Here is a 19322-nt window from a genome sequence, read left to right as displayed (position 1 = left end):
AATTCTTGTATAATAGTAAGGTAAATATTAGAGAAGGGGTATAGAAAAAATGGCAAATAAAGTAAAAAATGATGCGATTACATCAAGAGATGAAGACTTTGCGAAATGGTATACAGATGTTTGTCGTAAAGCCGAATTAATGGATTATTCAAGTGTCAAAGGGTTTATTATCTATCGCCCATATGGTTATGCGTTATGGGAAATGATTCAAGCCTATATGGACAAAAAATTTAAAGAAACGGGACATGAAAATGTTTATATGCCGATGTTAATCCCTGAATCATTATTAAAAAAAGAAGCTGATCATGTTGAAGGATTTGCACCTGAATGTGCAGTTGTCACACGTGGTGGATTAGATGAATTGGAAGAACATTTATTGATTCGTCCTACATCTGAAACATTATTTTGTGAACATTATGCAAAGATTGTCAATTCTTATCGTGATTTACCAAAATTATATAATCAATGGTGTTCTGTTGTGCGTTGGGAGAAAACAACAAGACCATTTTTAAGAGGTTCAGAATTTTTATGGCAGGAAGGACATACGATTCATGCAACAGCAAAAGAAGCGAAAGAAGAAACAATGCGTATGTTGGATATCTATGAAACAACTGCCAGAGAATTATTGGCTATTCCAATGGTAACAGGTAGAAAAACAGAAAGAGAAAAATTTGCAGGAGCAGAAGAAACATATACAATTGAAGCTCTAATGCATGATGGAAAAGCATTGCAGTCTGGAACATCACATTATTTTGGTGATGGTTTTGCGAAAGCTTTTGATATGAAATTCTTAGACAAAGATAATCAGCTTAAATATGTTTATCAGACTTCATGGGGTGTTTCAACACGTTTACTTGGAGCGATTATTATGGTTCATGGTGATGATAATGGGTTAGTATTACCGCCAAGAGTCGCACCAACACAAGTGATGATTATTCCAATTCAACAACAAAAAGAAGGAATCTTAGATAAAGCTTATGAACTTCAGGCTCAATTACAGGCTAAAGGTATCCGTGTGAAAGTAGATGCAAGTGACAAATCACCAGGATGGAAGTTCTCAGAAGCTGAAATGCGTGGTATTCCATTACGTTTAGAAGTGGGTCCAAGAGATTTACAGAATGGTCAATGTGTTGTCGCTAAACGTGTAAATGGTGAAAAATTAACTTTAGTTCTTGATGAGACATTACCAGACAAATTAGCTCATTTATTAGATGAAGTTCATGAAGAAATGTATCAGAAAGCTTTAAAATTTAGAGATGAACATATCACTGATGTCACAACTTATGAAGAATTTAAAGACGTTTTAAATAACAAAGGTGGTTACGTTAAAATGCCTTGGTGTGGTGATGAAGCATGTGAAGTGAAGATTAAAGAAGACACAGCTGCAACATCACGTTGTATTGATACAGATGCTCACGCTGATGGGGTTTGTCCAATTTGTGGTAAGAAAGCAAAACATATTGTTTATTTTGCAAGAGCATATTAAAACTATGGAAAAAAGAAATGAACTTCATGATTTGAATTTCCAAATCATGAAGTTCACTTCTAATCACCATAGTTTTTTTATTCCTTGATTTTGACTTTTAATAAATGGATGAGAGCTGGAGCCTGATTATAGGCGATGATAGCCCCAGCAATATCTTGAGAAGATGTCATGATGCCTTCAATCTGACATGAAGATAAATCAATATGAGAAAGTGAAGCATGGAGAAATTCACATTGTCGTAAATCGCATTCATCAAAGCTTGTTTTTGTCATTTTGACTTCTACAAAACTGGCATTTTGTAGACAACAATGTTGAAACTGAACTGTTTTATTATGCATGAATGCAAAATTCGCAAATGAGCATAGACATTCTTGAAAAATAACCTGATCAAAGATGGATTCAGAAAAGTCAGTACCCATCAATTTACAGTTTTCAAAACGGACATGTCTAAAAAGTGTATGATTCAACTTGATATTGGATAAATCACAATGAATAAAAGTGACATTGACAAAATAACTGTTTTCAAAAGAAACATCTTGAAAATCAATATGTTCAAACTGACAATGTTGAAAGTCTTTATGTTTGAAATGACTATCAAAAATAGCTTCATCCTGATAATGTTGATCTATGATTGTGTCTTGAGCTAAATCTGTTTTGAAACAATGCTTATCCATAATGAACTCCTTTTCTGATATTTTTCATTATCATAACATAGAATGATAGAAAATGAAATCATACAGAGTTGTTCCTTTTCAAGATACATTTCTTCTTTTTTAGATGTGTTTGTGATAAAATAGGATAAAAATGAGGTGTAAGTATGCAAAAGAAGATTGCTTTAATTAATGATATGACAGGATTTGGAAGATGTGCGATTGCGGCTATGGCACCTATTGTATCCGCTATGAAGATACAGGCTGTTCCTATTCCTACTGCTATTTTATCAACCCATACCCAATTTCCCGTTTATTATTTTGATGATTATACATCAAGGATGAAAGATTATATCCAGACTTATAAAGATCTGCATTTAGAATTTGATGCCATTGCGACAGGTTTTTTAGGTTCTGAAGAACAGGTTGATATTGTGATTGATTTTATACAGACTTTTAAAAGAAAAGAAACGTTTATTCTTGTGGATCCTGTGATGGGAGATCATGGAAAATTGTATAAGACATATACACCTGCCATGTGTCAGAAGATGAAAGAACTGGTTCAATATGCGGATTTAATGACACCGAATTTAACTGAACTTGTCACTTTAGTTGATCGCCCTTACCCTGAGTCTTTGCCTTCATTTGATGAACTCAAAGAGATGTGTGAACAGTTATCAAGACAAGGACCATCTCATATTGTTGTGACAGGTATACCGTTTAATGATAAACAGATTTTAAATTTTATTTATAATAAACATGAAGATTATCAGATTGTAATGGTGGATCGCATTGGTAAAGATCGTTGTGGAACAGGAGATGTTATTGCGGCTGTCATAGCAGGAAGCTATTTGAATGGATTGAGTTTTTATGAAAGTGTCAAAAAAGCAACAGCCTTTGCTTCAAAATGTATTCGCTTTTGTGAACAGACACATGTCCCTCATCATTATGGTTTGAGCTTTGAAGAATATTTATATGAGTTAGGAGAAGATTTATGATTTTATATACAATACACGGCAATGGTTATCAGGATATCAGTGAATTAGCTTCATTAGAAGATGTTACAGTTTATGTTAATTTAACCAACCGTTGTCCTTGTGCCTGTACATTTTGTTTAAGACAGACAAAGGAAATGGAAGAAGGACATAGTTTATGGCTTGAAGAGGAACCGACTGTTGAAGATGTGATTAAAGAGTTTCAAAAATATGATTTAGATGATTTTCATGAAGTTGTTTTCTGTGGTTTTGGTGAACCCTTAGAAAGAGTAGAAGATGTGATACAGATTGCAGGGATTTTAAAGCATTTTCGAAGAGATTTACCTATTCGTGTTAATACCAATGGTTTAGCTTGTTTGATTCATCAAAGAGATGTAACACCTGAATTCAAGGGAAGAATTGATACAGTTTCGATCAGTTTAAATGCTCCAGATGCTAAGGAATATGATGCATTAACACGCAGTCGTTTTGGGATAAAGTCTTTTCAGGCTATGCTTGATTTTGCAAAGTCTTGTCGCGAGTATGTTCCATTTGTTGTGATGAGTGTTGTGGATATTATTGGTGAAGAGAAAATAAAGAAATGTCAGGCAATTTGTGATGATTTAGGCGTGACTTTACGTGTCCGTCCTTTTGAAGAATAGGAGAGTGAAAATATGCTATATATGACAAGAGAAGAACGTCAGATTCAATTAGAGAAAATGGTTAATACAAGAGATTTAGGTGGTTATGAAACACAGGGTGGAATGTATAGTCGTGCTCATAAGTATATCAGAGCAGCTGCACCTACTTATGCAACTTCAAAAGACATTCAGACTTTAAAGGATTATGGTGTTAAGGTTGTGGTTGATTTAAGAAGTGATTTTGAAAAAGAGTGTCAGCCTAATCCATTTCAAAATGAAAAAGATATTGATTATTATGAAGTGAATTTATTTGATTCTACTAAAGCCGCTATTGTTCCTGAAGAAGTGAAAACTTATAAAGACTTAGGTGGTGTCTATATTTATATGTTAGAAGGGATGAAACATAAATTTAAAGAATTGTTTGATATCTTTGTGAAATATCCTTATGAAGGTGTTATGTTTCATTGTTCTGCTGGTAAAGATCGTACAGGTGTCACTGCAGCTTTATTGTTGGATCTGATTGGATGTCATGAATATGATATTGTGAAAGATTATAGTGAATCTTATGAAAATAATATAGATATTAATGCGTCTTTGGCACAAATGATGGATAATGAAGAAGCGAAACAATATTTAAGATCTTCACCTCGATATATGATGGAGTTATTGGATTATTTAAGAGAACATTATGGTAGTGCTAAAGAGTATTTATTGGAAATTGGGTTAAAAAATGAAGAAATTGAACAATTAATTGAGAATTTTACAATTTAAAAAAGAAAAATGCCCTCTAAAATGCGTATATAAGTATTAGGAGGGATTTTTTATGGAAAAACATTTAACTTTAAAACAGAAGGATCATGTCGCAAGGAAAATTTATAAAACTTATCAAAGAGCGCAGTTAGATATCTTGTATTTGAATCAGCATTATAATTATTATCCACAGGTTGATATGTTTAAAGTGAAAGACACATCATCTTCATATCATAATGGTGATGAGAAAATGATTAAGCAATTAGAGCGTAAACAGAAATTAGAAAGTTTTGTTGGAATTATTCATCAGATACATAATCATTTATCAAAAGACACTTATGAATTTATTGAACATGAGTATATTAATTATTATCAGGCTTCATGGTGGATGAGCTTTTATTCACGTGCCAGTTATTATCGTATGAAACATAGAGCTTTGGATGAATTTATAGAGTGTATTCAGATATTTTGGAGTGAAGAGGAAATTTTATCTTTGTTGGAGTCATAGTTTGAAAAAGAGTAGAAAAATAAACATTTATTTTATACAATAGAAATAAGAAATTAAACATAGACATGGTTTATGGAATGGATATAAGGAGATTTGATTGATGAATGTAGAAATTATGAATGTTGGAACAGAATTATTATTGGGTGAAATTGTGAATACCAATGCCACACTTTTACAAAAGATATGCAAAGATTTAGGATTTAATGTGTATTATCAAAGTGTTGTGGGTGATAATCCTCAAAGATTATATGATTGTTTAAAGATTGCTTTTGAACGTGGGGCTGACTGTGTCATCACAACAGGAGGACTCGGACCTACGACAGACGATTTGACTAAAGAACTGTCAGCCAAGTATTTAGGCTTGGAAATGGTTTATAATGAAGAAGAAGCACGAAAAGTAGATATCAAATGTCGCTATTGTACAGGTGTTGACCAGATTCCTGACAATAATTTTAAGCAGGCTTATTATCCTCGAGACGCTTATATTTTAGAAAATGATATGGGAACAGCTAATGGCTGTGCCATGTCTGATGGACAACGTATGATCATTAATTTACCTGGTCCACCTAAAGAACTGCAATATGTTGTTGAACACTCTTTGATTCCTTATCTTACCAAATGGAAACAAGATACGATTTATACTTATGAATATTTAACAATGTTTATTGGTGAAAGTAAGATTGATGAAATGTTGAGAGATTTGATTGATGGTCAAAAAGATGTTTCTATAGCCTTATATGCTGGAGAAGAAACAGTACGTATTCGTTTGGCTGTTAAAGCATCTTCTCAAGAGGTGGCTGATGCTTTGATGAAAGATGTGAAGATGGAAATAGAACATCGTATGGCTGAATATATCATTCAAGAAAAAGATTTAAAAGCAGCTGTACTCAAAAAACAGCCCAAAATTTCTTTGACATATCATGGTGACTTTCGTTTTTATGATGAATGGTTGAAACCATTGATGCATGAGTCTGCTAATATTCATATCATGGTTGATACAAGACAGGAATCTCTTGGAGAAGTTGTCTGTGTATCTATGAATGATGATTATTTTGAAATTCCAACATTTGTGAAAGCTGAATATTCTTATGCGAAAGTAGAGGCTAGATTTATAGCAAAACTCTATCAATATATAGTGAGACATAATCAGTAAAAATATGGTACTTTTGAAAACTATTCCTATGTTTGTATGGTGAAAGTGTTTACATTTTAATAAAATTAAAAAAATATTGATAAAATCGACATAATTTTAAATTTTTAGTTGCATGAAAACAAACTTTATATATAATAGGAGTTGTCCAAAGGGACAATGTGTATATCATATCATAATATTCCTCGATATACATGGAAAGCAAAGTATTCATATAATTTACTCAAAATGATCCCTGTTAGAGGCAGCAGTCTAACAGCCAAATAGTGAACAGCAGCGCTATGGATCGATATAAGAAAAGAGCGATATTTCAGGGTGTATCGCTCTTTTCTTATGTCATTCATTTTGAAAAACTGGTAAAAGTTCAATGAATTTGGATGTGGCAGGAGTCAATGTCTTGCGTGAAAGATAAGCATATCCAATGCTACGTTTAGGTAAAGCATGCGTGAGATTCACTTCATAAATCTGGTGACTATCCAGTTCATGTTGTGAGAATTCTTTAATCACACAAGCTTTTCCTAAATGATTTTTAGCAGCTTCTAAAAGGAGATTATGAGAACCCAGTTCAATGCTAGGGTTTAATAAGAAACCTTGCATAGCAAAATAGTCATCAACAAACTGTCTGGAATTTGAATTTTTCTCTAACATGATGAGAGGTTCATTCACAAGCTCTTCCATTGTATATGAATGAGAGTCTTGATGTGAGCTGACAAAAATATCATGAATTTGTAAACATTCACGAATGGTAATGGCTTCATCATAAAGAGGCATATTAATAAATCCCAAATCAATATCTCCTGTTTTTAATAAGTCTATGATTTCCAGACTGGTGCGATTGACCATCTTGATTTTGACATGAGGATAATGCTGGTGAAAAAGAACAAGATAAGGCATGATATAGTTTTCGCTTAATGTGTCACCGGCACCTATAAGCAGTTCTCCCTGATTTAATTCATGAAAATGGGCAATTTGATTTTCAGCACTGGTAATTAAGGATAAGGCTTCAGAAATCTTCTGATGGAGGATTTGTCCTTCTTTAGTTAAAATAACCCCTTTAGATTGACGAATAAATAGCTGCGTATGTAATTCTTTTTCTAAAAGGCGAATAGCCTGACTGACAGCGGATTGTGAAATAAAGAGATTTCTGGCAGCGAGAGAAAAAGAAAGCGTTGAGGCTGCCTCATTAAAGATTTTATATTGTTCTAGTTTAATGTTCATATTAGCTCTCCTTATATCAATGTTTTTAAATATTAATTTTACTAATGTTTTGTTTTATTTTATAATAGAAGTGTTGATACGTCAATTATGATAAATTTTGATTGTATATAAGAGTCATATTTTATATAATATTGATGTAAAAAAGAAAGGATGAAGTTTTATGGCTGGTGTGGTTGTAGTAGGAAGCATGTGGGGAGATGAAGGTAAAGGAAAAGTTACTGATTATCTTGCCCAAAAAGCTGATGTTGTAGTACGTTATGCAGGAGGAAACAATGCAGGACATACGATTGTGTATGATGGAAAGAAATTTGCATTGAAATTAATACCTTCTGGAATTTTTAGTGGACATGAAGTCATTATGGGAAATGGGATGGTTGTTAATCCTAAAGCCTTTTTGGAAGAAGTCAAATATTTAAATGATGCGGGTATTGATACAAGTAAGATTCGTGTGAGTGATCGTTGTCATGTGATTTTACCTTATCATCTTGAAATTGATGCGATTCAGGAAGCAAGAAAAGGAGATCATAGCATTGGGACAACAAAACGTGGTATTGGACCATGTTATATTGATAAGTATAGTCGTATTGGTATTCGTATGGGTGAGTTTATTGATGAAGACTTATTTTTAGAAAGATTAAAAGAAACTTTCCCAATGAAAGTGATGGAATATCCTGAATTAGAAGGACAATTCACTGTTGAAAGTATTTTTGAAGAATATAAAGAATATGCAAAAGTGATCAAACCACTTGTTTGTGATACAGGAATGTTGTTAGATCAATATTTACGTGAAGATCGTAAAGTGTTATTTGAAGGTGCGCAAGGCGCTATGTTGGATATTGATTATGGAACTTATCCATATGTAACAAGTTCTCATCCAGGTGCTAATGGAGTGAGTGAAGGGACTGGTATTGGGCCTTTATATATTAAAGAAGCGATTGGGATTATCAAATCATATACAACACGTGTAGGAGCTGGACCTTTCCCAACAGAATTACATGATGAAATTGGAGATTTCATTCGTGAAAGAGGACATGAATATGGAACAGTGACACAACGTGCAAGACGTACAGGATGGTTTGACGCTGTGGTTGTTAATCAATCACGTAGAATGTCTAGTTTAACAGGAATTGCTTTAATGTTATTGGATGTTTTAAGTGGATTAGATACCATTAAAATCTGTAAAGCTTATAAATATAAAGGTGAAGTGATTCATGGTTTACCTTCTACAATTAAGGGTATTGAAGAAGTGGAACCTATTTATGAAGAAATGCCTGGATGGAAAGAAGATATTACACATGTGAAATCTTTTGAAGAATTACCAGTCAATTGTCAAAATTATATCAGACGTATTGAAGAATTAATTCATTGTCCAATTGTCATGTTCTCAGTTGGACCAGATAGAGAACAGACAGTTGTTTTAAAAGATATTCAATTTTAAGGAGGGAAATGAGTGAAGAGAGAATTAGTCATTGTTTTAGACTTTGGTGGTCAGTATAATCAGTTAGTGGCTAGACGTGTTCGAGAATGTAATGTTTATTGTGAAATTTATTCATATAAAACTGATCTTGAAAAGATTAAAGAAATGAATCCTAAGGGAATTATTTTAACAGGTGGACCTAACAGCTGTTATGAAGCAGATTCACCTACATATTCAAAAGAATTGTTTGAACTTGGTATTCCTGTTTTAGGATTATGTTATGGGGCACAATTAATGCAACATGTTTTAGGTGGTAAAGTAGAACGTGCTGATGTCAGAGAATATGGAAAATCTCATTTAATTGTGAGTAAAGAAAATTCAGCTTTATTTACTCATGTGCCTAAAGAATCAACTTGCTGGATGAGTCATTTTGATTATATTTCTGAGATTGCTGATGGATTTGAAATTTCATCTTATACAAAAGATTGTCCAGTGGCTTCATGTGAAAATGAAGCAAAGAAATTGTATGCCATTCAATTCCATCCTGAAGTTTTACATACAGAATATGGAAAAACAATTTTATCTAACTTTGTCTTGAATGTTTGTGGATGTTCAGGAGATTGGCGTATGGATTCATTTGTTGAAGAACAAATCAAAGCGATTAGAGAAAAAGTTGGAGATGGAAAAGTTTTATGTGCCTTATCTGGTGGAGTGGATTCATCAGTAGCAGCAGTTCTTCTTTCTAAAGCGATTGGAAATCAATTGACTTGTGTATTTGTTGATCATGGATTACTTCGTAAAAACGAAGGTGATGAAGTGGAAGCTGTTTTTGGACCTGAAGGACCATATGAATTAAACTTCATTAGAGTGAATGCACAAGAAAGATATTATGAAAAATTAAAAGGTGTGACTGAACCTGAAGCGAAAAGAAAAATTATTGGTGAAGAGTTCATTCGTGTCTTTGAAGAAGAAGCAAAAAAGATTGGTGCTGTTGATTTCTTAGTTCAAGGAACAATTTATCCAGATGTTGTTGAAAGTGGATTAGGTGGAGAATCTGCGGTCATCAAGTCACATCATAACGTTGGTGGACTTCCTGATTATGTAGATTTTAGAGAAATCATTGAACCATTAAGAGATTTATTTAAAGATGAAGTTCGTAAAGTGGGATTGGAATTAGGTATTCCTGAATATTTAGTATTCAGACAACCATTCCCAGGACCAGGACTTGGTATTCGTATTATTGGTGAAGTCACTGCTGAAAAAGTCAGAATTGTACAAGATGCAGACGCTATTTATCGTGAAGAAATTGCCAATGCTGGATTAGATCGTACAATTGGTCAATACTTTGCAGCACTCACAAATATGCGTTCTGTTGGTGTCATGGGTGATGAAAGAACTTATGATTATGCGATAGCTTTACGTGCTGTCAATACAATTGACTTTATGACTGCAGAAGCTGCACAAATTCCTTATGAAGTCTTAAATAAAGTGATGTCAAGAATTATTAATGAGGTTCGTGGTGTGAATAGAGTATTCTATGATATTACATCGAAGCCTCCTGGGACAATAGAGTTTGAATAAAACGAAGTACCGTAAAAACCCAGTATTTATGCGGGTTTGCGGCGTTTACAGAAGTCTTTTGATAACAATTTGATAACAGCCATACAAGATCCATTATTCTTGCAATCCGGTGGTTTATGGGTTACAGAATGATTGACAAGCGGTTGTGTGGCAAAAGAAATCCATATTAGAAAGCCCTTAGCTGTGGGTAGTAACTCATAGCTAAGGGCTTTTTGTCGTTCTTTCAACTTGCTTTAAAGAGAAAGGAAATTATTCAATGATTTTTCGGTTGCCAAAATACTGTGTCAAAATTAAAACTAAAGCGATGCAGGCAAGCAGTCCATCTTGTATGCCAAATGGAAGCATAAACATCATCAATATCATAGTAACAACACAGTTTATTACGGAAAGGGCGAGTCCCCACATTCTATTTTTTAGAAGTCCTATAGCACCGATGATTCGCATAACACCGAAAATCGCACCCATAAATAAAATCATATATAGGTTGTCTTGGAAATATTGGAGCTTAAAAGAAAAATATTGTCCGATGTCAAATTTGCCAGAACCCAAAATTAGCGCAGGAAGGGCACATAAAACACCACCGATTTCCATAAATCCACCGTGAATTATCATTAACCAAGCAGCTATTTTATATCGTTTCATGCTGTAACCTCCTGCTGACTCTATTTTAACTTATCTTTGAATACTTCGACTAATGCGTCGCTTAATTCCTGCGAAGGAACTTTCGCCCAGATTTGTGTGGTATCGTATTTCGGATAGTAGTAACGCCAGCGGTCATAATCATCCTTGCTGATTTCACCGGCAGAGAGCTTGTCCGCCTGCTCTTTCCAAGCATAGAGCATTTGCAGCAGCTCGTAAGCCTCTTTGCCCTTGTCCTTATTGACTTTCAGGCAAACCTCTCCGGCTGTTTCGCTGACGGTCAGCCCATAAACATCTTCAAGGGTAAATAAGGTGTGCATAAGACCGATCTGACTGTCAATGTCAGGAACATCAAGAGCCTGCGGGGAAACATCAAGCGCCTGCGCCAGTGCAGCCGTTAAATCCGCCTTCGGTTTGCGGGAGCCGGTTTCATATTGCGCCAAGCGCACATCGGCGCTCCTTTCGGGAAAGCCGACAGCCGTACCAAGATATTTTTGCGTCATACCACGCAGAAGTCTGAAAAAATGGATTCTCTCACCAATCGCCATAGTGTTTACACTCCTTGCTTATGTATCTGCAACCAGTATAAGAACCTGTCAAGCGCCGGGTAGTATTTTCTGCGAAAATCTCCACCCTCTCCTGCTTGACAGAACCTTGAACTGGTCGTCAATTCATTCTACGACCAGTATAGCAGATATGTTTAGTGAAAGTCAAGAGAAAATAAAACAAAAAAGTTTAATATTTTCTCTAAAACCGCTTGACAAAAGCAAATATGCTTAGTATAATGAAAAAGCATTAAGCAAATAAGCTTAATAAAATATCCGTCGTGTGTCACGGTAATGGCACATCCGCCCGGGCGAATCGGAAGGCGGCAAGAAAGTATTCCGACACGAAATAAATGAATTTGAAAAACAGAAGGGAAGGTGATGTATATGGAAAACCGGTTTATCCGTGCCGATGATGTGGCGCAGGAACTCAATGTATCCAAGCCCTATGCCTATAAGATCATCAGGAAGCTGAACGAGGAGCTGAAAGCAAAGGGATTTATTACGATTGCGGGACGTGTCAACCGCCAGTATTTTTATGAAAGGCTCTACGGAGCCGGAAAGGAGAAGGAATAATGCCGGTATTCAAAAATGAGGACAATGGTACTTGGTATGTGATGGCAAGGTATGTGAACTGGAAAGGAGAGCGCAAACAGAAATGCAAGCGTGGCTTTACCACAAAGAAAGAAGCGCAGGAATGGGAGCGGATGTTCCAGTTGCAGAATTCCTCTGACCTTGATATGAGCTTTGAGGCTTTCACAGAGCTGTATATCCGAGATGTGAAAAATCGCCTGAAGGAAAACACCTGGCTGACGAAGGAGCATATTATCCGCACAAAGATACTGCCCTTTTTCGGTAAGCTGAAAATCAGCGAGATTTCTACAAAAGAAATCATCACTTGGCAGAATGAAATGCTTGCCTATCGTGACGAGAAGAAAAAACCGTACTCACAGACTTATCTGAAGACGCTGCACAATCAGCTTTCCGCTATCTTCAACCATGCTGTGCGTTACTACGAGCTGCGTTCCAATCCCGCCGCAAAGGTGGGAAATATGGGAAGCGAGGAACACAGGGAAATGCTGTTCTGGACGAAAGAGGAATACAAGAAGTTTGCCTTTGAGATGATGGACAAGCCCGTTTCCTTTTACGCCTTTGAAATGCTCTACTGGTGCGGTATCCGTGAGGGCGAGCTGCTGGCGCTGACTCCTTCGGACTTCGACTTTGACAAGGAAACGGTCACGATCAACAAATCCTATCAGCGTTTGCACGGGGAAGATGTGATTACTACGCCGAAAACAAAGAAAAGCAACCGTACCATTAAAATGCCGCATTTTCTCTGTGAGGAAATGCAGGAATATCTCGGTATGCTCTACGGACTCAAAAAGAAAGACCGTATCTTTACAGTAACGAAAAGCTATCTTCATCACGAGATGGACAGAGGTGCAAAAGCCGCAGGCGTGAAGCGTATCCGTATTCATGACCTTCGTCACAGCCATATCAGTTTGCTGATCGATATGGGATTTTCGGCGGTGGCGATTGCCGACCGTGTAGGACACGAAAGCATTGAAATCACTTATCAGTACGCTCATCTGTTCCCGTCCAAACAGACGGAAATGGCGAAGCGATTAGACGATTTAGGGAAAGGAGATTTTGAAAATGTCAGCTAAGAACAGAGACAACAAAAACCGTTGGAGAAATATCACGGTGGGATTTCGGGTATCGCCCGAAGAAAATGAACGCATTAACAAAGCGGTCGCCTTATCGGGACTGCCGAAGCAGGAATACTGCTACCGTCGCTGTCTCAATCAGGATGTGGTGGTGCAGGGCAATCCGAGGGTGTATAAGGCTCTAAAAAAGGAGCTTGCCGCCGTCCTTGCGGAACTGCAAAGGATTGAAGCTGGAAACGGTGTAGACGAAGAGCTGCTCAATGTCATTGAACTGATTTTCGTTATTCTCGGCGGCTTGAAAGGAGAGGTACAGGATGAATAAGCAAAAAGAAATGACCGCCCGAAACACATCTGTTGGCGCAGATGATAGGCAGTCACTCCATGTAACTAATTACAGTATAACCAATCCAAACGGAAATATCAATGCTTTTCTTCTGAAAGGCGGTGGCAGGAATGGCTGAACTTAAAATCATTAGTATGGATGAAGTCCAAAGCAAGGAAGTGAATTGGCTTTGGTATCCATATATCCCATACGGGAAAATCACAATCATTCAGGGCGATCCCGGCGAGGGCAAAACAACTTTGGCATTAAGACTGGCGGCGCTTCTCTCAAAGGGAGAAGCACTGCCCTATGACGATACCGAGCGTGAGCCTGTTAAGATTATCTATCAAACTGCCGAGGACGGACTGGAAGATACCATCAAACCGAGATTGGAAGCGGCTGAGGCAGACTGTACGCAAATCAAAGTCATAGACGAATCAGAAGCCGCACTCAGTATGCTGGATGAGCGCATTGAAAAAGCAATCATAGAAGTCGGCGCAAGGGTGGTAATCCTTGATCCGATTCAGGCGTATGTGGGAGCAAATATCAATATGAACAATGCCAACGAAGTCCGTAATGTGATGGCGCAGCTCGGACGAATCGCAGAAAAATATGACTGCGCTATCCTGTTGGTCGGTCATATGAACAAGGGCAGCGGAAATAAATCTTCTTACCGTGGGCTTGGCTCGATTGACTTTCAGGCTTCGGCAAGGAGCGTCCTGATTGTCGGAAGAATTAAAGACAATCCGCAGGTCAGAGTGATGGTGCAGGACAAGTCCTCCCTTGCTCCAGAGGGCGAAGCGATTGCCTTCGAGCTGGACAAGGAAAACGGATTCAAATGGATCGGTCATTACGATATATCGGTTGACGATCTGTTGAGCGGTATTCCAAAAGAGAAGAAATCCGAACAGGCTGAAAATTTAATCCTTGAGTATCTTTCAAAGGGCAAATATCCGCAGCAGGCATTGCTGAAAAAAGCACGGGCGGCAGGCATTTCCAAGCGTGTGCTGGATGAAGCAAAGAAATCACTGAATGTCCAATCGGTTAAGGAAGGCAGTCAGTGGTACTGGCAGCTTCCCGAAAAAATGGAGTGAGGTTTTTCAAGGTTGCAACATTGCAAAGGCAGGCACATCTGCAACCTTGCAATGTTCCTTTTTCGGGAAGTAATGAAGTTTAGACGGGGTTGCAAGGGTGTCCTTTTCAAAGGACAGCCCTTACGGGGGAGTTGTCCGCAGACAACGGGGCAACGCCCCATAACCCCCTCGGAGAGCGCAATAGCAGCTTTTGATGGCAGTAGGCTGTCAAAAGTGCTTTTGCGTTACTCTTGGCAAGAGTAACAGAACCGAGGAAGAACGATTTTTAAGAGATTGGAGGTGTAATTTATGCAAAGAACGATTAGCGCAATGGTCGGAAAAGGCTCAGTCAACCACAACAGCCGCAAATTCAAAGCGGAGAATGTAGACGGCAACCGCACTCATCTCAATATAGATTACTGCAACGAGCCGATAAGGAAAGTGTATCACGAATTATTCGATGATGCGCTGAAAAGATACAACGACAGGCAGACAAGAGCTGACCGAAAGATAGAAAACTACTATGAAAAAATCCGCAGTTCCAAACAGGAAAAACCGTTTCACGAACTGATTTTGCAGATAGGCGATAAGGAAAATATGAGCGCTGAAAGCGAAAACGGGACGCTTGCCCGACAGATTTTAGATGAATACTATCGTGGGTTTCAGGAGCGAAATCCGCAGTTAAAAGTATTTTCGGCTCATCTGCATATGGATGAGGCAACACCGCATCTGCACATTGATTTTGTTCCCTTTACCACCGGCAGCAAGCGTGGACTGGATACAAGAGTGTCGTTGAAACAGGCGCTTGCAGCACAGGGCTTCAAGGGCGGTACTCGTGGAGATACCGAGTGGAATCAATGGGTAAGCGCAGAAAAATCCGCCTTAGCGTTTGTTATGGAACGCCACGGAATTGAGTGGGAACACAAGGGGACTCATGAAAAACATCTCTCTGTTTTGGATTACAAAAAGCAGGAGCGAGAAAAGGAAATTAACGCTCTTGAAGATAAGCTTGTCGAGAAAAAAGATGAGTTTCGTGTTATGGCTGACCGTATTAAAAACTTTGATAATGGCGAAAGAGCGTTGCAAAATCTTGATGAGAGTATCATGAACGGGCCTGAATATCAGCTCCCTGAGCCTTCTGCGATGATGTCGGCAAGGAGCTACAAGACAAAGTTTGTTGAGCCGCTTGTAGCCCGATTTAAATCTTTAATCAGCACCTTAGTTGCACGATATTTCAAGGCGTTGGACAGTTATCACAGGTTGAACATCACAAACGGAAATCTATATCGTGAAAACGAAAAGCTCTCAAAAATTAACGGTAAGCTTACCGAAGAAAACACAAGGCTGAGGGCTGAAAACAAAGATTATTCGCTGCTTCGCAGAGTATTCGGACACAAACAGATAGACAGCTTGCTTGAACAGGCGAGAAATCTCAAAGGTCAAAAGCGTGATTACACACGTTCAAGATAAATCATTTTTCAGGAGGAAAACAAAATGGCAAAGATGATTTTTGAAGAACTGGGCGGCACTTATATACGGCAGGGAGATTATTTTCTTCCTTGTCTGTCTTTACCCGCCGAAAAAGAAACCAAGCCTATCGGCGTATGGGGGCAGCGGCATTTGCGCTATCTCAAACAGCACCGCAAGGTGCTTTATACCAACCTGCTTACAAGCGGCAAGCTGAACAGCTATCTTGTGGATATTGACGAGCAGGCGGAAGATACGTTTCTTCGGCTGGTAAAACAGATAGCGGAGCGAGAGGGCTTAACCGAACAGCTAAAGGCAGAAAATTCAATGCTGTGGGTACAGACAATGAACAGTATTCGTAATAGAGCAATGGATATTGTAAACGAGGAAATTATCTATAATTAAAGCATTATAACGCATACAACTGTAAAATTGTGGCGGGTAGGGATAAACTCCTTACCCGTCTTTTTTTGCTCTCTTAAACGCTTAAACAGGGCGGTTTGACACCGAAAAGCGTTACATACTTCACTTGTTAGTCACAATCTCTTGACTTTTTGAACTGCGTTCAGCATAATGTATTTGAACAATGTTCAAAAGGAGGTATAGTGTGGATAATAAAGAAGCCATTATACAGGCGATGATTAAACTAATTGAGGAAAAAGGGGAACATTTAGACGAAGTTACAGTCCGTGAGATATGCAAAAGAGCAGGCGTTGGATTAGGCCTTGTAAATTATCATTTTGGAAACAAGGATCAACTCATCGAGCAATGTATTGAGCGTATGATAAACGGAACAGTTGAGCATTTTCAGAATATACGAGAGAAAACAGACGGCTTTACTCCTTTTGAGAAGCTCACTTATCTCGGCAATATAACCCTTGATTTTCTGTTTGAACATTATGCCATTTCCAAAATTTCTGTTCTTACCGATATGCAGTCACCGAAAGAAAATGACAACACTTACAGAACTTATGCGGCATATCTTCCGCTTGTTGCAGCCTGCCGTCCTGACCTTGATGAAGCGGCGATAAGACGAAAAACGCTGTATTTGATTACCGTTATGCAGCAAATGTTCCTACGATACGAAATTATATCGCAAATATTGGGGATTGACCTTAGACAGAAAGAAAACCGCAGGAATTTTCACACACAAGTTTTACACGATATTTTGGAGGTATAAAGAGTGAATATAACAGTGATAAACGGAACGGAAAAACACGGCGTTACCTATCGTCTAAAAGAGATGTTTTTAGCAGACTTTAGTGATAATGCGAATATTACAGAATATTATCTTCCAAAGGATTGCCCCGCTTTCTGCGCTGGCTGCACAAACTGTATCTTAAAGGGCGAACAGAAATGCAAGGATGCTGAATATATCAGGAAAATTGAAAAATCACTTTTGGAAGCGGACTTGATTGTGATGACATCGCCTGCATATGTCTTTCATGCGACCGGTGCAATGAAAGCGTTACTTGACCATTTTGCCTATCGCTGGATACCGCACCGTCCTGCTCCTGAAATGTTTGGAAAACGAGCTGTCATCATAACACAATGCTTGGGCAGCGGAGCAAAATCTGCGGCAAAAGATATGAAGCACAGCTTATTGTGGTGGGGCATTTCCAAAATCGAGATATTTACCGGTGCATTGATGAGCGATATCGTCTGGGAAAAATTGCCGCAAAAGAAACAAGCCGAGCTTGCGGGAAAGCTTCAAAAGCTGTCTCGGAAGTTTGCTCATATAGATTATACAAAGCCCGCACATACAAATTTGATTACGAAATTTAAGTTTTTCTTCTGCCGTATGATGCAGAAATCCATACATAGATCAGATCCCGAATACCTTGACGGAAAGTATTGGGCGGAGCAAGGCTGGCTTGCCGACAGCAGACCGTGGAAATAGTTTGTATTGTATGGAAAAATACTTCTGCAACCGCAGGTTGACACATTTCAAACCGCCGTTTGGTGGTATGCAACCTTTGAAAAGAGTATCCTATACATAGAAATAGGGCGATTGCACTACAGTATCAAACGGAGGTAAATGATTATGATTTTAGCGGATAAGATTATTCGATTGAGAAAAAGAAATGGCTGGTCTCAGGAAGAACTGGCTGCAAAAATGAATGTGTCCCGTCAGGCGGTATCCAAATGGGAGGCTGCACAGACTACACCGGATTTAGAAAAAATTCTTCAGCTTGGAAATTTGTTCGGCGTGACGACCGATTATCTTCTCAAGGACGAAATGGAAGATGAGGAGTTCACAGATGAAACAGATATACCTGTGAAACGGATTACTTTGTCACAGGCAGATCATTTTTTGAAATGGAGAAAGTCTGCGTCCGTAAAAATTGCCGTAGCAACTTTTCTTTGCGTTATTGCGGTAATCCCTCTTTTGCTTTTGGGAGCTGTGTCCGAGGTTGCTCTCTCCATATCTGAAAATGTCGCCGGAGGGATCGGGCTTGTTTCTCTGTTCGTTTTTGTTGCTGTTGCAGTTGCGATCTTTCTGCACTGCGGCTTTAAAAATGCACCCTATGACTTCATTGATAAAGAACCTTTTGAAACAGAATATGGCGTAACGGGAATGGTTAAAGAAAGACAAAAAGAATATAGACCTGTCTATGTAAGGAGCAATATGATTGCAACCGGTATCTGTATTCTATCCCCCGTTCCTCTGCTGGTCGGTGCGTTTACCGAAAACGAATTTTTAATCGTTATCATGCTGGCAATTACTTTGCTGCTCGCCGGAATCGGAGCAGGAATATTTATCATAGCCGGCGTTCGATGGGCGAGTATGCAGAAGTTGCTGAAAGAGGGTGAATATACACCCCAAGAGATAAGGAAAAGCTACATTAAGGAAACGATTGCAACAGCGTACTGGCTGTCAGCAACAGCTATATACCTTGCCTGGAGCTTTTTAACAAACGCATGGGAGACTACCTGGATTGTGTGGCCGGTGGCAGGGGTCTTGTTTGCAGGTGTTATGGCGATCTGCCGTTTATTCACAGACAAGAAAGATTGATAAAATCCTATCGCATTTTAAGGGCAGAAGTGATATTAACACGCTTAAGACGAAGAATGACAACTGCAAATAACGCAATGTAACGCATACAACTGTAAAATTGTGGCGGGTAGGGATAAACTCCTTACCCGTCTTTTTTGCGTGTGCCACGCATGGCATAAAACTTGGTGGTGAAAGTCCACTGTGGAGGTTTCGTACTACCAACCACTAGCCAAAGA

Annotated in this window: 22 protein-coding genes; 18 read left to right on the top strand and 4 right to left on the bottom strand. The window is 38.3% G+C overall.

Annotation, left to right across the window (positions count from 1 at the left end):
- Positions 1-49 precede the first annotated feature (49 nt).
- The gene (proS, locus tag ACESR5_RS06355; RefSeq protein WP_373154725.1) at positions 50-1486 is read left to right on the top strand and encodes a proline--tRNA ligase; all 1437 of its coding nucleotides are present in this window, start codon (positions 50-52) and stop codon (positions 1484-1486) included.
- 77 nt (positions 1487-1563) lie between these two features.
- Here proS and ACESR5_RS06350 read toward each other — a convergent pair whose 3' ends face one another.
- Positions 1564-2160, bottom strand: coding sequence for a pentapeptide repeat-containing protein (locus tag ACESR5_RS06350; RefSeq protein ID WP_129739598.1), 597 nt, complete (start codon positions 2158-2160; stop codon positions 1564-1566).
- 143 nt (positions 2161-2303) lie between these two features.
- On the opposite strand from ACESR5_RS06350, the gene ACESR5_RS06345 reads away from it, so the two are divergent.
- From ACESR5_RS06345 to ACESR5_RS06325, 5 genes are all read left to right on the top strand, one after another.
- The gene (locus tag ACESR5_RS06345) at positions 2304-3134 is read left to right on the top strand and encodes a pyridoxamine kinase (RefSeq protein ID WP_168081278.1); all 831 of its coding nucleotides are present in this window, start codon (positions 2304-2306) and stop codon (positions 3132-3134) included.
- On the top strand, positions 3131-3772 hold the full coding sequence (locus tag ACESR5_RS06340; protein ID WP_373154724.1) for a TatD family nuclease-associated radical SAM protein: 642 nt from the start codon (positions 3131-3133) through the stop codon (positions 3770-3772). The genes ACESR5_RS06345 and ACESR5_RS06340 overlap by 4 nt, the downstream gene beginning before the upstream one ends.
- Before the next feature lie 12 nt (positions 3773-3784).
- On the top strand, positions 3785-4522 hold the full coding sequence (locus tag ACESR5_RS06335; protein WP_373154723.1) for a tyrosine-protein phosphatase: 738 nt from the start codon (positions 3785-3787) through the stop codon (positions 4520-4522).
- 52 nt (positions 4523-4574) lie between these two features.
- Entirely contained in the window at positions 4575-5009 is a 435-nt protein-coding gene (locus ACESR5_RS06330) for an MG284/MPN403 family protein (protein ID WP_087243974.1), read from the top strand.
- A gap of 100 nt (positions 5010-5109) precedes the next feature.
- A complete protein-coding gene (locus ACESR5_RS06325) occupies positions 5110-6162 on the top strand; it encodes a molybdopterin-binding protein (RefSeq protein ID WP_373154722.1) in 1053 nt (350 codons plus the stop codon).
- A 333-nt stretch (positions 6163-6495) separates the two neighbouring features.
- On the opposite strand, the gene ACESR5_RS06320 is transcribed toward ACESR5_RS06325, so the two are convergent.
- A complete protein-coding gene (locus ACESR5_RS06320) occupies positions 6496-7377 on the bottom strand; it encodes a LysR family transcriptional regulator (RefSeq protein ID WP_087297667.1) in 882 nt (293 codons plus the stop codon).
- 160 nt (positions 7378-7537) lie between these two features.
- Between ACESR5_RS06320 and ACESR5_RS06315 the strand changes: the two genes are divergently transcribed.
- Entirely contained in the window at positions 7538-8815 is a 1278-nt protein-coding gene (locus tag ACESR5_RS06315) for an adenylosuccinate synthase (RefSeq protein ID WP_373154721.1), read from the top strand.
- A 12-nt stretch (positions 8816-8827) separates the two neighbouring features.
- Positions 8828-10375 (top strand): glutamine-hydrolyzing GMP synthase, encoded by a 1548-nt coding sequence (gene guaA, locus ACESR5_RS06310; protein WP_373154720.1) that lies wholly within the window; start codon positions 8828-8830, stop codon positions 10373-10375.
- A 249-nt stretch (positions 10376-10624) separates the two neighbouring features.
- Here the strand turns inward: guaA and ACESR5_RS06305 are convergent, their stop codons facing one another.
- Positions 10625-11017, bottom strand: a complete 393-nt coding sequence (locus ACESR5_RS06305) for a hypothetical protein (RefSeq protein ID WP_055273837.1) — start codon at positions 11015-11017, stop codon at positions 10625-10627.
- 20 nt (positions 11018-11037) lie between these two features.
- Positions 11038-11562, bottom strand: coding sequence for a helix-turn-helix domain-containing protein (locus ACESR5_RS06300; RefSeq protein WP_055273835.1), 525 nt, complete (start codon positions 11560-11562; stop codon positions 11038-11040).
- Between the two features lie 384 nt (positions 11563-11946).
- Here ACESR5_RS06300 and ACESR5_RS06295 point away from each other — a divergent pair, with 384 nt between their 5' ends.
- The 10 genes from ACESR5_RS06295 to ACESR5_RS06250 all read left to right on the top strand — a co-directional run bounded on the left by ACESR5_RS06295 (position 11947) and on the right by ACESR5_RS06250 (position 19104).
- Positions 11947-12135 carry a hypothetical protein gene (locus ACESR5_RS06295; protein WP_055273915.1) on the top strand — a complete coding sequence of 63 codons (189 nt, stop codon included), beginning with the start codon at positions 11947-11949 and terminating at the stop codon, positions 12133-12135.
- Positions 12135-13226 carry a site-specific integrase gene (locus tag ACESR5_RS06290; RefSeq protein WP_087383906.1) on the top strand — a complete coding sequence of 364 codons (1092 nt, stop codon included), beginning with the start codon at positions 12135-12137 and terminating at the stop codon, positions 13224-13226. The genes ACESR5_RS06295 and ACESR5_RS06290 overlap by 1 nt, the downstream gene beginning before the upstream one ends.
- Positions 13216-13548: a hypothetical protein gene (locus ACESR5_RS06285; protein ID WP_055273831.1), complete on the top strand. Its 333-nt coding sequence runs from the start codon at positions 13216-13218 to the stop codon at positions 13546-13548. The genes ACESR5_RS06290 and ACESR5_RS06285 overlap by 11 nt, the downstream gene beginning before the upstream one ends.
- Positions 13541-13687, top strand: a complete 147-nt coding sequence (locus tag ACESR5_RS06280) for a hypothetical protein (protein ID WP_156337954.1) — start codon at positions 13541-13543, stop codon at positions 13685-13687. The genes ACESR5_RS06285 and ACESR5_RS06280 overlap by 8 nt, the downstream gene beginning before the upstream one ends.
- Entirely contained in the window at positions 13680-14642 is a 963-nt protein-coding gene (locus tag ACESR5_RS06275) for an AAA family ATPase (RefSeq protein WP_055273829.1), read from the top strand. Before ACESR5_RS06280 ends, ACESR5_RS06275 begins: the two co-directional genes overlap by 8 nt.
- Before the next feature lie 288 nt (positions 14643-14930).
- A complete protein-coding gene (locus ACESR5_RS06270) occupies positions 14931-16091 on the top strand; it encodes a plasmid recombination protein (RefSeq protein ID WP_373154719.1) in 1161 nt (386 codons plus the stop codon).
- Positions 16092-16115: 24 nt separating this feature from the next.
- A complete protein-coding gene (locus ACESR5_RS06265; RefSeq protein ID WP_055273827.1) occupies positions 16116-16493 on the top strand; it encodes a TnpV protein in 378 nt (125 codons plus the stop codon).
- 202 nt (positions 16494-16695) lie between these two features.
- Complete coding sequence (locus tag ACESR5_RS06260) at positions 16696-17268, top strand: TetR/AcrR family transcriptional regulator (RefSeq protein ID WP_021949695.1); 573 nt, start codon at positions 16696-16698, stop codon at positions 17266-17268.
- A gap of 3 nt (positions 17269-17271) precedes the next feature.
- A complete protein-coding gene (locus ACESR5_RS06255) occupies positions 17272-17988 on the top strand; it encodes a flavodoxin family protein (protein WP_373154718.1) in 717 nt (238 codons plus the stop codon).
- A gap of 144 nt (positions 17989-18132) precedes the next feature.
- Positions 18133-19104 carry a helix-turn-helix domain-containing protein gene (locus ACESR5_RS06250; protein WP_055273822.1) on the top strand — a complete coding sequence of 324 codons (972 nt, stop codon included), beginning with the start codon at positions 18133-18135 and terminating at the stop codon, positions 19102-19104.
- Positions 19105-19322: the final 218 nt, after the last annotated feature.

This window comes from Clostridium sp. AUH-JLR23, from assembly GCF_964238065.1.
GTDB lineage: Bacteria > Bacillota_I > Bacilli_A > Erysipelotrichales > Coprobacillaceae > Allocoprobacillus > Allocoprobacillus merdigallinarum.
This window is presented reverse-complemented; position numbering and strand designations above follow the sequence as displayed.

Coding starts and splice junctions, on each gene's coding strand:
- proS (WP_373154725.1), top strand. CDS start 50: ATGGCAAATAAAGTAAAAAATGATGCGATTACATCAAGAGATGAAGAC.
- ACESR5_RS06350 (WP_129739598.1), bottom strand. CDS start 2,160: ATGGATAAGCATTGTTTCAAAACAGATTTAGCTCAAGACACAATCATA.
- ACESR5_RS06345 (WP_168081278.1), top strand. CDS start 2,304: ATGCAAAAGAAGATTGCTTTAATTAATGATATGACAGGATTTGGAAGA.
- ACESR5_RS06340 (WP_373154724.1), top strand. CDS start 3,131: ATGATTTTATATACAATACACGGCAATGGTTATCAGGATATCAGTGAA.
- ACESR5_RS06335 (WP_373154723.1), top strand. CDS start 3,785: ATGCTATATATGACAAGAGAAGAACGTCAGATTCAATTAGAGAAAATG.
- ACESR5_RS06330 (WP_087243974.1), top strand. CDS start 4,575: ATGGAAAAACATTTAACTTTAAAACAGAAGGATCATGTCGCAAGGAAA.
- ACESR5_RS06325 (WP_373154722.1), top strand. CDS start 5,110: ATGAATGTAGAAATTATGAATGTTGGAACAGAATTATTATTGGGTGAA.
- ACESR5_RS06320 (WP_087297667.1), bottom strand. CDS start 7,377: ATGAACATTAAACTAGAACAATATAAAATCTTTAATGAGGCAGCCTCA.
- ACESR5_RS06315 (WP_373154721.1), top strand. CDS start 7,538: ATGGCTGGTGTGGTTGTAGTAGGAAGCATGTGGGGAGATGAAGGTAAA.
- ACESR5_RS06305 (WP_055273837.1), bottom strand. CDS start 11,017: ATGAAACGATATAAAATAGCTGCTTGGTTAATGATAATTCACGGTGGA.
- ACESR5_RS06300 (WP_055273835.1), bottom strand. CDS start 11,562: ATGGCGATTGGTGAGAGAATCCATTTTTTCAGACTTCTGCGTGGTATG.
- ACESR5_RS06295 (WP_055273915.1), top strand. CDS start 11,947: ATGGAAAACCGGTTTATCCGTGCCGATGATGTGGCGCAGGAACTCAAT.
- ACESR5_RS06290 (WP_087383906.1), top strand. CDS start 12,135: ATGCCGGTATTCAAAAATGAGGACAATGGTACTTGGTATGTGATGGCA.
- ACESR5_RS06285 (WP_055273831.1), top strand. CDS start 13,216: ATGTCAGCTAAGAACAGAGACAACAAAAACCGTTGGAGAAATATCACG.
- ACESR5_RS06280 (WP_156337954.1), top strand. CDS start 13,541: ATGAATAAGCAAAAAGAAATGACCGCCCGAAACACATCTGTTGGCGCA.
- ACESR5_RS06275 (WP_055273829.1), top strand. CDS start 13,680: ATGGCTGAACTTAAAATCATTAGTATGGATGAAGTCCAAAGCAAGGAA.
- ACESR5_RS06270 (WP_373154719.1), top strand. CDS start 14,931: ATGCAAAGAACGATTAGCGCAATGGTCGGAAAAGGCTCAGTCAACCAC.
- ACESR5_RS06265 (WP_055273827.1), top strand. CDS start 16,116: ATGGCAAAGATGATTTTTGAAGAACTGGGCGGCACTTATATACGGCAG.
- ACESR5_RS06250 (WP_055273822.1), top strand. CDS start 18,133: ATGATTTTAGCGGATAAGATTATTCGATTGAGAAAAAGAAATGGCTGG.